The organism is Microbacterium indicum DSM 19969 (genome assembly GCF_000422385.1).
In the GTDB taxonomy this organism is placed as follows: Bacteria; Actinomycetota; Actinomycetes; order Actinomycetales; family Microbacteriaceae; genus Microbacterium; species Microbacterium indicum.
The window spans coordinates 472,092-486,705 of the sequence record NZ_AULR01000001.1 but is presented as its reverse complement, the minus strand read 5'-3'; the positions used below and the strand labels follow the sequence as shown (position 1 = coordinate 486,705).

Annotated in this window: 18 protein-coding genes; 12 read left to right on the top strand and 6 right to left on the bottom strand. The window is 71.8% G+C overall.

Features of this window, described 5'->3' with window-relative positions; translation table 11 throughout:
* Positions 1-196: 196 nt before the first annotated feature.
* The 3 genes from H576_RS0102275 to H576_RS0102265 are packed head-to-tail and all read left to right on the top strand — an operon-like array spanning position 197 to position 3,875.
* Complete coding sequence (locus H576_RS0102275) at positions 197-1,159, top strand: PhnD/SsuA/transferrin family substrate-binding protein (protein WP_029149572.1); 963 nt, start codon at positions 197-199, stop codon at positions 1,157-1,159.
* Between the two features lie 29 nt (positions 1,160-1,188).
* On the top strand, positions 1,189-2,082 hold the full coding sequence (gene phnC / locus H576_RS0102270) for a phosphonate ABC transporter ATP-binding protein (protein WP_029149571.1): 894 nt from the start codon (positions 1,189-1,191) through the stop codon (positions 2,080-2,082).
* Positions 2,079-3,875: a PhnE/PtxC family ABC transporter permease gene (locus tag H576_RS0102265; protein ID WP_029149570.1), complete on the top strand. Its 1,797-nt coding sequence runs from the start codon at positions 2,079-2,081 to the stop codon at positions 3,873-3,875. The genes phnC and H576_RS0102265 overlap by 4 nt, the downstream gene beginning before the upstream one ends.
* An 18-nt stretch (positions 3,876-3,893) precedes the next feature.
* Here the strand turns inward: H576_RS0102265 and H576_RS0102260 are convergent, their stop codons facing one another.
* Positions 3,894-4,298, bottom strand: coding sequence for an ArsR/SmtB family transcription factor (locus tag H576_RS0102260; protein WP_029149569.1), 405 nt, complete (start codon positions 4,296-4,298; stop codon positions 3,894-3,896).
* Between the two features lie 79 nt (positions 4,299-4,377).
* Here H576_RS0102260 and H576_RS0102255 point away from each other — a divergent pair, with 79 nt between their 5' ends.
* Both H576_RS0102255 and H576_RS0102250 read left to right on the top strand, forming a co-directional pair.
* A complete protein-coding gene (locus H576_RS0102255; RefSeq protein ID WP_029149568.1) occupies positions 4,378-5,838 on the top strand; it encodes a TrkH family potassium uptake protein in 1,461 nt (486 codons plus the stop codon).
* Complete coding sequence (locus tag H576_RS0102250; protein WP_029149567.1) at positions 5,831-6,502, top strand: potassium channel family protein; 672 nt, start codon at positions 5,831-5,833, stop codon at positions 6,500-6,502. The genes H576_RS0102255 and H576_RS0102250 overlap by 8 nt, the downstream gene beginning before the upstream one ends.
* Positions 6,503-6,514: 12 nt before the next feature.
* On the opposite strand, the gene H576_RS0102245 is transcribed toward H576_RS0102250, so the two are convergent.
* Both H576_RS0102245 and H576_RS0102240 read right to left on the bottom strand, forming a co-directional pair.
* Positions 6,515-7,984: an alanine/glycine:cation symporter family protein gene (locus tag H576_RS0102245; RefSeq protein ID WP_029149566.1), complete on the bottom strand. Its 1,470-nt coding sequence runs from the start codon at positions 7,982-7,984 to the stop codon at positions 6,515-6,517.
* Positions 7,985-8,064: 80 nt separating this feature from the next.
* Entirely contained in the window at positions 8,065-8,655 is a 591-nt protein-coding gene (locus H576_RS0102240; protein WP_156888096.1) for a hypothetical protein, read from the bottom strand.
* Positions 8,656-8,819: 164 nt separating this feature from the next.
* On the opposite strand from H576_RS0102240, the gene H576_RS0102235 reads away from it, so the two are divergent.
* Positions 8,820-9,014, top strand: a complete 195-nt coding sequence (locus tag H576_RS0102235) for a helix-turn-helix domain-containing protein (RefSeq protein ID WP_029149564.1) — start codon at positions 8,820-8,822, stop codon at positions 9,012-9,014.
* A gap of 138 nt (positions 9,015-9,152) precedes the next feature.
* On the top strand, positions 9,153-9,251 hold the full coding sequence (locus H576_RS16245) for a 30S ribosomal protein bS22 (RefSeq protein ID WP_003792170.1): 99 nt from the start codon (positions 9,153-9,155) through the stop codon (positions 9,249-9,251).
* 60 nt (positions 9,252-9,311) lie between these two features.
* Here the strand turns inward: H576_RS16245 and H576_RS0102225 are convergent, their stop codons facing one another.
* Positions 9,312-10,442: a sensor histidine kinase gene (locus tag H576_RS0102225; protein ID WP_211215758.1), complete on the bottom strand. Its 1,131-nt coding sequence runs from the start codon at positions 10,440-10,442 to the stop codon at positions 9,312-9,314.
* On the bottom strand, positions 10,439-11,134 hold the full coding sequence (locus tag H576_RS0102220; protein ID WP_029149562.1) for a response regulator transcription factor: 696 nt from the start codon (positions 11,132-11,134) through the stop codon (positions 10,439-10,441). Before H576_RS0102220 ends, H576_RS0102225 begins: the two co-directional genes overlap by 4 nt.
* A gap of 133 nt (positions 11,135-11,267) precedes the next feature.
* On the opposite strand from H576_RS0102220, the gene H576_RS0102215 reads away from it, so the two are divergent.
* Positions 11,268-11,708: a DM13 domain-containing protein gene (locus tag H576_RS0102215; RefSeq protein ID WP_029149561.1), complete on the top strand. Its 441-nt coding sequence runs from the start codon at positions 11,268-11,270 to the stop codon at positions 11,706-11,708.
* Entirely contained in the window at positions 11,708-12,178 is a 471-nt protein-coding gene (locus tag H576_RS0102210; RefSeq protein WP_051172042.1) for a DoxX family membrane protein, read from the top strand. Before H576_RS0102215 ends, H576_RS0102210 begins: the two co-directional genes overlap by 1 nt.
* On the opposite strand, the gene H576_RS0102205 is transcribed toward H576_RS0102210, so the two are convergent.
* Positions 12,165-13,688, bottom strand: coding sequence for a molybdopterin-dependent oxidoreductase (locus tag H576_RS0102205; RefSeq protein WP_084502341.1), 1,524 nt, complete (start codon positions 13,686-13,688; stop codon positions 12,165-12,167). The genes H576_RS0102210 and H576_RS0102205 overlap by 14 nt on opposite strands.
* 91 nt (positions 13,689-13,779) lie before the next feature.
* Here H576_RS0102205 and H576_RS0102200 point away from each other — a divergent pair, with 91 nt between their 5' ends.
* The 3 genes from H576_RS0102200 to H576_RS0102190 are packed head-to-tail and all read left to right on the top strand — an operon-like array spanning position 13,780 to position 14,614.
* Positions 13,780-14,070, top strand: coding sequence for a rhodanese-like domain-containing protein (locus H576_RS0102200; RefSeq protein ID WP_029149558.1), 291 nt, complete (start codon positions 13,780-13,782; stop codon positions 14,068-14,070).
* Positions 14,067-14,330 carry a glutaredoxin family protein gene (locus H576_RS0102195; RefSeq protein WP_029149557.1) on the top strand — a complete coding sequence of 88 codons (264 nt, stop codon included), beginning with the start codon at positions 14,067-14,069 and terminating at the stop codon, positions 14,328-14,330. Before H576_RS0102200 ends, H576_RS0102195 begins: the two co-directional genes overlap by 4 nt.
* Positions 14,327-14,614 carry a Dabb family protein gene (locus H576_RS0102190; RefSeq protein ID WP_029149556.1) on the top strand — a complete coding sequence of 96 codons (288 nt, stop codon included), beginning with the start codon at positions 14,327-14,329 and terminating at the stop codon, positions 14,612-14,614. The genes H576_RS0102195 and H576_RS0102190 overlap by 4 nt, the downstream gene beginning before the upstream one ends.

The window sequence follows — 14,614 nt, the reverse complement described above, 5'->3', positions numbered from 1 at the left end:
ATGTCGTGCGGCGGATCCGACCGTCGCACCGGGTCGCCGAGTGTTCACCTCCGAGACCCTCGAGGTTCGCGAATGGGCCAGCCGGGCGTCGCGGACGGCTCCCAGGGTGGACGGGTTCCCGACCCGTTCCGTCGGAAACGCACCCCCACCGCCCTGGTTCCGGCGGCGCCCTGCTGCCGAGAGAAAGGCCGCTCACATGCGACTCCGCAGCTTCCGCCTCCCGACCACCGCCGTCGCCGGCATCGCCCTCATCGCCGCCCTCGCCGGATGCTCGTCCGCCGACGGCTCAGCCGACGCGACCTCCGAGGCCACCGCCGACGCCGCGTCGACCTCCGAGGGAACCTTCGCCTCGGGCAGCGACGACACGATCGTCTTCGCGACGCTCCCCGACCACGAGGGCGCCGACCAGGACGCCCAGCCGATCGCCGACTGGATCGCCGAGATCACCGGCAAGGACGTCCAGTTCTTCGAGGCCACCGACTACACGGCCGTGGTGCAGGGCCTCGCCGCCGACAAGATCGACGTCGCCCAGATCTCGTCGTTCACCTACTACCAGTCGCAGGCCGCCGGCGCCGACATCGAGCCCATCGGCGCGCAGATCACCGCCGAGGGCGAGCCCGCCGGCTACTACTCGGTCGCGATCAAGAACCCCGCCGCGACCGACGTCACCTCGCTCGAGGACTTCGCCGACCAGCCCGTCTGCTTCGTCAACCCGACGTCGACCTCGGGCCGCGCGATCCCCGTGTCGCAGCTCATGGAGGCCGGCGTCACGGTCTCCGAGGAGAACACCGTCTACGGCGAGGAGCACGACCTCACCGCCGCGAAGGTCGCCGAGGGCACCGACTGCCAGGTCGGCTTCGCGCAGGACCTCAACGCCGACCCGCTGATCGACGCGGGCCAGCTCGAGGAGGTCGACCGCTTCCTCGTCCCCGGCGCCCCGATCGTCATGCAGGGTGCGCTCCCGCAGGACGTCAAGGACGAGCTGACCGCCGCGATCGCCGACAGCACGCAGGCGTCGCTCACCGACGCGGGCATCGAGCTCAACGACTTCCTCACGGACGGCTGGTTCGGCTTCGAGGCCGTCGACGACGCGTACTTCGACACGATCCGCACGGTGTGCGCGGAGGTCGCCGACGAGGTCGAGGCCTGCCGCGCGTAAGCGGCCGACACAGAAGGCAGTGAACTGAGATGACGAACAGCGACGCCCCCGCGGTCAGGATCGCGGATCTCGGCAAGACGTATCCCGGAGCCGCGAGCCCGGCCCTCACGGGGGTGTCGCTGTCCGTCGCGCGCGGCGAGATCGTCGTCCTCTTGGGCCTCTCGGGCTCGGGCAAGTCGACCCTCCTGCGCCACATCGACGGGCTCGAGACGCCGACGACCGGATCGGTCGAGGCGCTCGGCGAGAACGTCACGGCCCTCTCGGGTCGCGCCCTGCGCGCCCTCCGCGGCCGCATCGGCTTCATCTTCCAGCAGTTCGAGCTCGTCGGCCCGTCGACGGTCCTCGAGAACGTGCTCACCGGTGCGCTCTCGGGCCTGCGCGGCCCGCGCGTCGGCCTCATGATGTACCCCCGGTCGCTGCGGGAGAGGGCCCTCGGCCACCTCGACCGCGTCGGGCTGCTCGACCGCGCCTACCAGCGCTCCGACACGCTCTCGGGCGGCCAGCAGCAGCGCGTCGCGATCGCCCGCGCGCTCATGCAGGACCCGGAGATCCTCCTCGCCGACGAGCCCGTCGCGTCGCTCGACCCCGAGTCGAGCAGTCAGGTCATGGGCCTCATCCGCGAGATCGCCGCCGAGCGCGGCCTCACGGTCGTCTGCTCGCTGCACCAGGTCGACCTGGCGCTCAGCTGGGGCGACCGCATCGTCGGCCTGCGCGCGGGGGAGGTCGTCCTCGACACCCCGACGGGCGAGATCAGCCGCGAGACCGTCATGGAGATCTACGGCCGCGTCGCGACGTCGACCAGCGAGTTCGAGGCCGTCGCCGCCGAGCTCGCCGAGGCGCGCGAGCAGGTCCTCCAGAACGAGCTGCGCCGCGGATCCGCCGAGCGCCTCGCGCGGGACACCGTGAACGAGGAGCCCGCGTGACGGCGCTTGCCGAGCGGATCCTCACGGTTCCGCGCCCGCGGCCGCGCACGTCGACGATCGTCTCGTACGCGACGATCGTCGCGGTGCTGGGGCTCGGTGTCTACTCGTTCGTCGCGCTCGACTACAGCTTCGGCAACATCGCCGAGACGGGCGGCAACCTCCAGCGCTTCCTGTCGATGGCGACGCCGCTCCAGTGGCCCGGCTGGGAGGTCATCGGGACCCCGACGGCCGACGGCACGGTCTTCGAGACGACCTGGGTCGGCTTCGAACCGATCTGGGAGGTCGTCGAGTCGATCCTCCTGACCCTCGCGCTCGTGATCGCGGGGACCGCGCTCGCCGCCGTCCTCTCGATCCCCGTCGCCTACGGCGCCGCGCGCAACACGAGCCCCGGCCCCGCGGTGGTGGCGCTCTGCCGCGGCATCGGCGTCGTCGCCCGCGCGGTCCCCGACATGGCGATCGTCGTGTTCCTCGCGTTCCTCTGGTTCGACTCGGGGATGCTCGCGGCCGTCACCGCGATCGGGCTGCACTCGGTCGGCATGATCTCGAAGATGTTCGCCGACGCGATCGAGCAGATCGACGAGGGGCCGCGCCTCGCGATCCGCTCGGCCGGCGGGTCGAAGGCCCAGGAGTTCTGGTCGGGCGTCGTCCCGCAGGCGCTCCCGGCGTGGATCGCCGTCGCGCTGCACCGCGCCGACATCAACCTGCGCGGCACCGTGATCCTCGGCGTCGTCGGCGTCGCGGGACTCGGCTACGACCTCGACGAGGCGCTCCACGCGGGGCCGTCGGGCATGCGCCGCGTGCTCCCGCTCGTCCTCATCATCATCGCGCTCTGCATCGTCTTCGAGATCATCTCCTCGCAGCTGCGCTCGCGCCTCCTGGGCGTCGAGCCGACGGGGCGCGGCATCGGCGACAGGGTCACGCGCGCGGCCCGGCGCGGATCCTCGCCGGGGCCCGCCCCCGCGCTCACCGACGCGCAGCGGCGCGCGGCGCGCATCGAGGCCGCGATGCATCGCCCGTGGGATCGCTCGCGCGTCTCGAACACGCTGTGGGTGTGGCTCGGGATCGCGGTCGTCGTCGCGGCGTTCGCCTACACGCACCCCGACGTCACGGCGATCCTCCGACCGCAGTGGGAGCAGGTGCAGAACCCCGCGCTCGACCGGTCGATGTGGCCGCTGAACTTCGGCTCCCGCACCTGGGAGACGGTCCTCGCGGGCGTCGCGACGACGCTGCAGATCGCCTTCGCCGCGACGCTCATGACGGCGATCATCTCGGCCGTCGTCGGCCCGCTCTCGGCCCGCAACGTCGCGCCGAACGGCTTCGTCCGCAACCTCTTCCGGGGCATCGCGCTCGTGCTGCGCGCGATCCCGGACCTCGTCGTCGCGATCATCTTCATCATTGCGACGGGCTTCGGGGCGCAGGCGGCGACGCTCGCGCTCGGGATCGGCGGCGTGGGCCTCATGGCCAAGCTGATCGGCGACTCGATGGAGGAGGTGCCGGGCGGACCCGAGCGCGCCCTGCATGCCGCGGGCGGCACGCGCACGCAGGTCTTCTTCGCGTCGACGCTGCCGCTCTCGATCCCCGCGCTCGTGAGCCACCTGATGTACGTCGTCGAGCAGAACGTGCGATCCGCGACCCTCCTGGGCGTCGTCGGCGCGGGCGGCATCGGCTTCCTGCTGCTCAGCGCACTGCAGGGGCGCCACTTCGATCAGGTGATGGCGTATCTGCTCGTCATCATCGCGATGGTCGTCGTCGTCGAGGCGATCTCGGTCCTCATCCGGCGCGCGCTGCGCTGACGGCTACCGAGGCGGTCCTCAGGCGCCCAGGCGCTTGAGGGCCGTCTGCACGACGGCGGCCGTGCGGCCGATCGACGACGCGAGGCGGTTGGCCGACTCGGGGATCGAGGCGTAGATCGACTGCGTCGCCTCGGCCGCGAGCTCGGCCTCGTCGTGGAAGAACGGCACGAGCCAGTCGTCGACCTGCTCGAGCGGCTCGGCGTCGACGCGGTAGAAGCGGTGCTGCCCCTCCTCGCGGACCGTCACGAGGCCCGCCTCGCGCAGCACCTTGAGGTGCTTCGAGACCGTCGGCTGGCTGACGCTGAGCTCGGCGACGATCTGCGAGACGCTCGTCCCCGTCTGCGAATCCTGGTCGCGGTCGAGCAGGAGCGAGAGGATGTCGCGCCGGGTTCCGTCGGCGATCACGTCGAAGATGTCGGCCATAACGCTCAGCGTATGACATCGCGGGCATGCGGGTACGATGATCGTCGTCCATTCGGTCGATCAGGGGGCGGCACGCGGCATGAGCGCAGGCGAGTCGGCGGCACGCCCCGGGTTGCTCGAGCGAATCGCCCGCGAGGTGTGGCACCTCTTCCGGGTCATCACGACGCAGTCGCCCGCGCGTTTCGCGATCCTCGTCTTCGCCTCGCTCGTCATGATCTTCACGGCGATCCTCGCCCTGCCGATCTCGGCGGCCGACGGGCACGCGACGCCCATCGCCGACGCGATGTTCACGGCGATGTCGATGATCTGCGTCACGGGCCTCACGAGCGTCGACATGTCGTCGCACTGGTCGCTGTTCGGCGAGATCGTGCTCGTCGTCGGCGTCAACATCGGCGGCATGGGCGCCCTGACGCTCGCCTCGATGCTCGGGTTCATCGTGTCGCGCCGCGTCGGCCTGCGCGCGAAGCTCATGGCGGCGAGCGACACGAACCCGCTCCGCGCCCACGGCGGCGCCGTCAACGAGTCGCAGGCGGTGCAGCTCGGCCAGGTTGGCCTGCTGCTGCGCACGGTCGCGCTCTCGACGATCGTCATCGAGGCGCTCGCGGCGGTCCTCCTCCTCCCGTCGATGTCGCGCGAGTACGGCTTCTGGTCGGGCCTCGGGCACGCGTACGGCTACGCGGCGATGGCGTTCACCAACACGGGCTTCACCTTCAACGACGGCGGCATCTCGGTCTTCGCGCACGACTACTTCGCGCTGTCGGTGATCATGGCGACGGTCTTCGTCGGATCCCTCGGCTTCCCCGTGCTCTTCGCGCTCTCGCGCCACCTCTTCCACCCCCGGCGCGCGACCCTCCTGCACCCCAAGACGTGGGGCCTGCACGTGCGCCTGACCCTCATCACGACGATCACGCTCTTCGTCGTCGGCGCGATCGCCTACCTGGGCCTCGAGTACGGCAACCCCGGGACCTTCGGGTCGATGGGCGTCGGCGACACGATCTTCCAGTCGTTCTTCATGTCGTCGATGACGCGTTCGGGCGGCTTCTCGATCGTCGACATGGACTCGCTCTACGGGTCGAGCATGATCGTCAGCTGCATGCTCATGTTCGTGGGAGGCGGATCCGCGTCGACGGCCGGCGGCATCAAGGTCACGACCCTCGCGGTTCTCGTGCTCTCGGTCATGTCGGAGGCGAAGGGCCGCCCCTCGGTCCAGGCCTTCGGGCGCCGGATCCCGAGCGACGTGCAGCGCGTCGCCGTCGCGGTCTTCGCGTGGGGCGCGACGATCGTCGCGGTCGGCACGATCACGATCGCCCAGATCACCCACGCCCCCATCGCCGAGGTGCTCTTCGACGTCATCTCGGCGTTCGGCACCGTGGGGCTCTCGACGGGGCTCACGGCGACGCTCCCGGACCCCGCGCTCTACGTCATGGCGGCGACCATCTTCATGGGCCGCGTTGGTACAGTCACTCTCGCCGCGGCGGTCGCCGCGACGTCTCGGAGGCAGCTCTACGCGCTGCCCGTCGAAAGGCCGATCGTTGGTTGAGCAGATCCGCAGCGACGCTCCCGTGCTCGTCATAGGCCTCGGCCGCTACGGCGCCGCGTGCGCCGGCGAGCTCGACCGCCTCGACCGCGACGTCCTCGCGATCGACGCCGACCTCGGGCTCGTGCAGAAGTGGTCCGAGCGGGTGACCCACGCGGTCCAGGCCGACGCGCGCAACATGGAGGCGCTCAAGCAGATCGGCGCGCAGGACTTCCAGGTGGCCGTCGTCGCGGTCGGCTCGTCGATCGAGGCCTCTGTGCTCATCACAGCGAACCTCGTCGACCTCAAGGTGCCGCAGATCTGGGCGAAGGCGACGAGCCAGTCGCACGGGAAGATCCTCTCGCGCGTGGGCGCGAACCACGTGATCTACCCGGAGCGCGAGGCGGGGGAGCGCGTCGCGCACCTCGTGAGCGGGCGCATGCTCGACTTCATCCGCTTCGACGACGACTTCGTGCTCGCGAAGATGTACCCGCCGAAGTTCATCCGCGGGATCTCGCTGACCGACTCGGGCATGCGCACGAAGTACAACGTCACCGTCGTGGGCGTCAAGAGCCCCGCGAAGCCCTTCCGCTACGCCGAGGCCGACACGATCGTCACGAACCACGACCTCATCATCGTCTCGGGCAGCAACGAGGACGTCGAGCGCTTCGCGGCGCTCGACCGCTGACGCCCGGCCGCGTCACCGCGCGGCGGCCGAGTCCTGGGCGCGCCAGTCGCGCCACCCCTCGTCGTCCGCCATGAACTCCTCGACCTCGGCGCGCGTCGCCGTGAGCTTCGGGTCGTGCCGGAGGTACGCGCGGGTCTCGCGCGCGACGAGGCCCGACAGGATCAGGAGGCCGATGAGGTTCGGCAGGGCCATGAGCCCGTTCATGACGTCGGAGAACGACCACACGACGCTGAGCTCCGTCGTGCACCCGACGTAGACGACGAGCGAGAAGACGATGCGGAACGGCAGCACGAGGCGCCGGCCGAAGAGGCGCTCGATGTTGCGCTCGCCGTAGTACGACCAGCCGAGGATCGTGGATCCCGCGAACAGCACGAGGCCGATCGTCACGATGTAGTGGCCCCAGTCGCCCGGCAGGCCGTGCGAGAACGCCTCGCCCGTCATGAGGGCCGCGCTGATCTGCCCGCCGGTCTCGGGGTCGACCTGGTTCCAGACGCCCGTCGTGACGATGACGAGGCCCGTGCAGGTGACGACGATGATCGTGTCGATGAACGTCTGGGTCATCGACACGAGCCCCTGCCGCACGGGGTGCGAGGTCTGCGCCGCCGAGGCGGCGATCGCCGCGGATCCCATGCCCGACTCGTTCGAGAAGATGCCGCGGGCGAAGCCGTACTGGACCGCGATGATGACCGCAGAGCCCGCGAAGCCTCCGACGGCGCTCGTGCCCGTGAAGGCCTCGGCGAAGATCTGGCCGAACGCCGCGGGGATGTCGCCGATGTTCGCGCCGAGGATGTACAGCGCGCCGAGCACATAGAAGACGATCATGATCGGCACGAGGCCCGCGGTGACGCGGCCGATCGACTTGATGCCGCCGACCAGCACCGCGAGGGCGAAGATCGTCAGGACGATGCCCGTGACCCAGTTCGGAACCGAGAAGGTCGACTCGAGGTTCACGGCGATCGAGTTGCCCTGCGTCATGTTGCCGATGCCGAAGCACGCGAGGACGGCGAAGATCGAGAACGCGAGGCCGAGGATCTTGCCCACGGGGCCGCGGATCCCGCGCTCGAGGTAGTACTGCGGCCCGCCCGACTTCTCGCCGGCCGCGTCGGTCGTGCGGTACCGCACGCCGAGGAACGCCTCGGAGTACTTCGACGCCATGCCGAGCAGCCCCGTGACCCACATCCAGAACAGGGCCCCGGGCCCGCCGATGCCGATCGCGGTGGCGACACCGACGATGTTGCCCGTGCCGACCGTCGCGGCGAGGGCCGTCGTGAGCGCCTGGAAGTTCGAGATGTCGCCGTCGGAGCCCGAGTCCTTGCGGCCGAAGGCGAGGCGCAGCGCGGGGAAGAGCTTCAGGAACTGCAGGCCGCCGAGGCGGACCGTGAGATAGAGACCCGTCGCGAAGAGGAGGGGGATGAGGAAGAACGGCCCCCACACGAATCCGCCGACCGCATCGAGAACCGCCTGCACGCCGCTCAGATCCATGGTGCCTCCTGTCGCGAGCCGAACGGCGTCAGTCTGTCACAGGAGGCGCTCAGGTTCGGGCGGCGCGGCCCGAACCCGGATCAGGTGCCGGATCCGTCGGTCGTGCCGTCGTCGGTCGATCCGTCCTGGCCGGGGAAGCCGCCGCCGGGGAACGAGCCGTCGGAGGGGAAGCCGCCCGTGCCCGTGTCCGTCTGCTGCGTGGCCTGGCCGCCGAGCCCGCCCGACAGAGCCGCGCCGGCGGCGATCCCGCTTCCGAACGCGAGCCCGAGCATGAGGACGCCCGCGGCGATGCCGCCGCCGATCGCCCATCCTCGCCTGCGGCGCGCGGGCCTCTGGGGCGCGGGCTGCTGCGCGGCCGGGTGCGCCTGGACGGGAGTCTGCTGCGCGACCGGGGCGTACTGCTCGGCCGACGGCCGCTCCTGTGCCGCGGGGACGACGACCGCCTGCGGGGGAGCGGGGTAGGGATCCTCCGGCGTCGGCGCCTGCGCGCCGGGCGCCTGCTGCGCGACGGGGGTCTCGGCGAGCGTGAGGGTCGCGGGCTTCTCGGGGGCGGCCGTCGCCGTGATCGCGGTGTCGTGCGGAACCTGGTCGGCGGGCGGGCGGGTGATGGCCGGCTCCGGGATCGGCGGGGTCGGCTCCATGGGCAGAGGGCGGGTGCTGGCGTCTGTCATGCGGATCATCGTGGACCCGGCGCCTAGCCGGTTCGCCTGCGCGACCTATGTCCCGATGATGAGCCCGCGCGAGTCACACCCGTCACGCCTGTCCCGCAGGTTTACACCGGAATGCTCCTGCCCCTAGAGTGGGCGGGTAACGAACACCTGGGGAGGGTGATTCCATGGCCGAGCTGCCCGACGTGCGGTTTCTGACCGTTGCCGAGGTCGCCGACATCATGCGCGTCTCGAAGATGACGGTCTACCGCCTCGTGCACGCGGGCGAGCTGCCGGCCGTGCGCTTCGGTCGCAGCTACCGGGTCCCCGAGACCGCCGTCACCGAGGCGATGCGGTTCCCCGGAGAAGCCCAGGCATCCTGAAGCCCGCCTGAATTCGTGCGGGACCTGGCGTCCTGTAAGATGGCGAGAGGCACTTTTTTCTGCCGTGCCCGTTTTCGTTTCGGACGCCGGCATCTGCTCGTGCCCGGCATCCGCACACTAGACATCAGCGAGGTTCCCATGGGATCTGTCATCAAGAAGCGCCGCAAGCGCATGGCGAAGAAGAAGCACCGCAAGCTGCTTCGCAAGACCCGCCACCAGCGTCGCAACAAGAAGTAAGCGTCGCACCGAACGCCGGCTCCGCCTCAGGGCGGGCCGGCGTTCGTCATGTCCGCGGCGTCAGACCTCGCCGCCGATCGGCAGCGCGACGCTCAGCCGGAAGCCGCCCGCGAGGTTCTCGGCGTCGACGTCGCCGCCGTGCGCCTGCGCGATGCCGCGGACGATCGCGAGCCCGAGACCCGCGCCCGCGGCGTCGCCCGTGCGGGCGTCCGCGGCGCGCCAGCCGACGTCGAAGATGCGGCCGAGGTCGGAGCTGTCGACGCCCGTACCGTGGTCGATGACGCTGATCACGAGGTGCCCGTCGCCGCGCGTATGGGCCGCGATGACGATGTCCGAGCCGTCGGGGGCGTGGCGCACGGCGTTCTGCAGGAGGTTCCCGATCGCGCGGCCGAGCTCGCGGGGATCGGCCCAGAGCATGCGGCCCTCGATCGACGACGGCACGATGCGGATCCCGCGGGCTCGTGCGGCGTCGCGCACGTCGACGACCGCGTCCGACACGACGTCGAGCAGCGAGACGAGCTCGCGGTGCAGGACGAGGGTCCCCGTCTCGAGCTTCGAGAGCTGGAACAGGTCGTCGACCATGCGGTCGAGCACGTCGACGCGCACCTGGATGTCGCGCGAGATGCGCCGCGGGTCGCCGACCCCGTCGGCCGCGGCCTCGGAGAGCGCGCGGATCCCCGCGAGCGGCGTGCGGAGGTCGTGCGAGATCCAGGCGAGGAACTGGCGGCGCGCGCCGTCGAGCTTGTCGATCTCGGCGCGCGCCTCGGCCAGGCGGGACGACGTGCGGGCGAGCTCTTCGGAGACCGCGGCGAACTCGCGCAGCTCGGGGCGCCCGGGCTCGACGACCTCGCCAGCCGCGATCTGCTCGGCCGAGGCGACGAGCGATTGCGCCGAGGCGCGCGCGACGCGGCGCGCGACCAGCCACGCGGCGGCGAGGCTCGCCGCGGCGGAGACGCCCGTGATCCATCCGAAGACCGTGAGGTCGTGCGGCGACACGTACATGAGCGCCATGACCGAGACGGTCGCGAGGACGATCGCGAGGATCGCCCCGGCCGTCGCGATCGCGACGTGGAGGGCGATCGATCGGCCGCGCATGGCGCGCAGCACGAGGACCTCGGCCGCGACGACGACGAGCGTCGAGGCGAGCGCGATGCCGACGATGAGGGCGATGTCGCCCGCGCCGAGCATCATCGGGCGCTGCCCGACGGCGTGAAGCGGTATCCCTCGCCCCACACGGTGCGGAGGTAGACGGGGTCGCGCGGGTCGGGCTCGATCTTCTCGCGCAGGCGCCGCACGTGCACCGTGACGGTCGACCCGTCGCCCGCGGCCCAGCCCCAGACCGAGCGCAGGAGGTCGTCGCGCGTCAGCAGCTCGTCGGCGTGGCGCGCGAGGTGCAGGAGGAGCTCGTACTCGCGCGTCGTGAGCGCGATCTCGCGGTCGTCCGCCCACGCGCGGCGGTGGGCGGGGTCGATGCGGAAGCGCCCCGCCGTCAGCACGGCGACGGGGTCGGCCGCCCGCCGCCGGCGCACGAGGGCCTGAACGCGCAGCTGCAGCTCGCGCATCGCGAAGGGCTTCGTGAGGTAGTCGTCGGCTCCGTGCTCGAGCCCCTCGATGCGGTTCTCGACGCCGCCGAGGGCCGTGAGCATGAGGATCGGGAGATCGGATCGCTCGCGCACCTCGCGGCAGATCTCGTCGCCGCTCGCGCCGGGCAGCATGCGGTCGACGACGAGCACGTCGGGCAGCTCGCGGCGGAGCGCCTCCCGCGCCGAGACGCCGTCGCCGTAGAGCGACACCGCGAGCCCCGCGGCCCCGAGGTAGTCGCCGACGACGGTGCGCACGGCGGCGTCGTCCTCGACGACCATGACGCGCGGTTCCGACTGCATGAGGCGAGCGTATCCGCGGCCTTCCGCGCGGGGACCGAAGCTTACGGTTCTGAAAGATCCGGTCGCGGCCGGGTCGCCCGCCGCTTCACTCGGACCCGGGCCGCGAAGCGCGCGGCCGGAGAAGAGGAACCCCATGCTGAACACGAAGCTCCTGATCGGATCCGCCGTCGTCGGCGCCGCGCTCCTGCTCGCGGGATGCGGCGCGGGCTCGGGCGACGGCGCCGCGAGCGCGACGTCGCAGACGCCCGCCGACTCGATGAGCGCCACCCCCATGGCCGAGCTCACCGGCGCGTTCGTCGGCGAGAACGACAAGAGCGTCGAGGGCACCGCGACGATCTCGGACGGGGAGGTCGTGCTCTCGGGCTTCTCGTCCGACGAGGGCCCCGACCTGCACCTGTATCTCGCGAACGGCACCGACGAGGCGGCGGTCGCGGCCGGCGTCGAGCTCGGAGACGTCGCGTTCGACGAGGCCTCGCAGACGTTCGCGATCGACGTCGACGCGTCGGGCTACACCGATCTCGTCGTGCACTGCGACAAGGCGAACGCCGTCTTCGGGGCAGCGGAGCTGATGTGATGGGCGCACGCGACCCGCGCGCCGCCCGTGCTTCCCGCGTCGCCTCGGCTCTCGCCGGGGCGGCGCGCCTCGCGCTCGGCGTGCTGTGGATCCTCGAGGGCGCGACCAAGTACCGAGCGGGCTTCGGGGCCGCCGACATCCGCCTCGTCGTCTCGAGCGCCGAGCAGAACCCCCGGGTCCCCGGCGCCTTCACCGCGTTCGCCGAGTCGGTCATGGCGCCGCTCTCGGGGCTCTTCGGCGTCGGGATCCCGCTGCTCGAGGTCGCCCTCGGGGCGCTGCTCGTCGCCGGGCTCGCGACGCGGCTCGTCGCGGCGGCGGGCGCCGCGACGCTCGCGCTCTACTGGCTGTCGGATCAGCTGATCTGGCAGTACCCCGCGATGGCGGTGCTCGCCGTCGTCGTCCTCCTCTCGGGCTCGGCCGCCGGGCGCTGGGGCGCCGACGGATGGATCGGCCGCATCAGGCGGCCGTGACGGTGCGGGCGTGCCACCCGGACGCGCCGTTCGGGGCGGGGTCGGCGACCTCGCTCGTCTGCACCTCGCCGTCGGCCCCGATCGCGCGGCACCGGATCGTGTGCTCGCCCGGGGCGAGATCCGCGCTCGTCGTCCACTGCACCCAGGTGTCGTCGGAGATCGCGGTCGCGAGCTCGGCGGCCTGCCACCCGCCGTCGTCGATCCGGACCTCGACGCCCGAGACGCCCGTGTGCTGGTTCCACGCGACGCCCGCGATCGCGACGCTGCCCGCGGCGACGTCGGGGCCGCGCGGCACGTCGATGCGCGACTCCATCTTGATGGGCCCCTCGGCCGACCAGCCGCGGTCGGTCCAGTACGCCCGGGCCCGGTCGAAGCGGGTGACCTCGAGCTCGGTGACCCACTTCGTCGCCGACACGTAGCCGTAGAGACCGGGCACGACCATGCGCACGGGGAAGCCGTGCTCGACGGGGAGCGGGTCGCCGTTCATGCCCACCGCGAGGATCGCGTCTCGCTCGTCGGTCAGGGTCTCGAGCGGAGTCCCGGCGGTGAAGCCGTCGTGCGAGCGCGACAGCACCATGTCGGCGTCGGCGGAGGGCACGGCGCGGGCGAGGAGCTCGCGGATCGGGTAGCCGAGCCAGAGCGCGTTGCCGACGAGCCCGCCGCCGACGGTGTTCGAGACGCACGCGAGCGTCGTGTACGACTCCTCGAGCGGCAGGGCCAGCAGCTCCTGCCAGGTGATCGTGATCTCGTGTTCGACCATGCCGTGGATCCGCAGCGACCACTCGGACGGATCGAGCTGCGGGATCACGAGCGCCGTGTCGATGCGGTAGAACGCGTCGTTCGGCGTCACGACGGGGGTCAGCCCGTCGACGCCGAGCTCGGCGCCGGCGGGAAGCGTCGCGGTCGACGCGGCGCGCGGCAGGCGCACGGCCTCGCGCAGCGCGCTCGCGCCCGTCGAGATGCCCCGGCGCGCGGCCGACAGGCCGACGAGCGCGACGCCGACGACCGCCGCGGCGCCGCTCGCCACGAAGAACCCGCGCCGCGTGAGGCCCTGCGGCTGGGCGCCGGGCGGCGACTCCCGCCCGACGATCCGCGAGAGCGCGACGGCCGCCGCGAGGCCCGCGAGGATCGACGGCAGGGGAGCGAGCGGGCCCGCCGCCGCCCGCGTCATCGCCGCCGCGACCCCGACGACCCCGATCGCGCACGCCAGCACCGCGCCCCACGGCCGATGCGATCGCTGGACGACGCCCGCGACGGCGGCGACGGCCGCGACGACGACGCCGATGAACACGAGGAGCGCGGCCTTGTCTCCCGTGCCGAACAGGGAGATCGCGAGGTCCTTCGCCCACGCCGGCGCGAGGTCGATCGCGGCCGAGCCGACGGCCGAGAGGGGCGCCGACGCCGGGTCGACGAACGCGCCGACGAGCTCGCCCACGCCGAGGCCCAGCGCGGCCGACGCGATGCCCGCGAGGGCCGCCATCCACCGCGTCGGGCGCTCGGATCCGCTCATGCGGCGAGCGTAGGCCCGACCCCCGACACGCGAACGGGATGTGACGGATCCGTAAGATCCCGCCCGCCCTGAACTGGGGGAGGATGGACGCATGCAGGAGATCACGGTCGCCGACCTCTCGGCGCAGCAGGACAAGCCGCTCATCGACGTGCGCGAGGAGTGGGAGTACGCCGAGGGCCACGTGCCCGGCGCGATCAACATCCCCCTCGGCGACCTGGGCGGCCGGCTGGACGAGCTCCCGGCCGAGTTCAACGTGATCTGCAAGCTCGGCGGGCGCTCGGCGCAGGCCGTGAACGCGCTCGACCAGCGCGGCTACGACGCGACGAACGTCGCCGGCGGCACCGACGCGTGGATCCAGGCCGGCTACGAGGTCGAGAAGTGACCGACGTCACGATCATCTCGAAGCCCGACTGCCACCTCTGCGACGTCGCGCGCGAGGTCGTCGAACACACGATCGCCGAGCTCCCCGACGCCGTCGCCGACGCGATCGAGGTGCGCGAGCTCTCGATCGCCGAGGACCGCGCGCTCTACGACGAGTGGTGGGAGAAGGTGCCCGTCGTGCTGATCGACGGCGAGCTGCACGGCCACTGGCGCGTGAGCCCCGACCGGCTGCGCGACGCGCTCACGAAGGAGAAGGCATGATCCGCCACATCGTCCTGTTCGGCGCCGCCGAGGGCACGACCCGCGAGGCGCTCGACGAGACCGCGGGGGCCCTCGAGGCGCTCGTCGGGAAGGTCCCCGGACTCCTCTCGATGAAGGCGGGCGCCGACCTCGGCATCGACGGCAACGCCGCGCTGGGCCTCGTCGCCGAGTTCGAGGACCGCGCCGCGCTCGACGTCTACGCGACGCACCCCGCGCACCTCGAGGTCGTCGCGCTCGTCGCCCGCTTCAAGACGAGCCGCGCGGCGATCGACATCGAGGTCTGA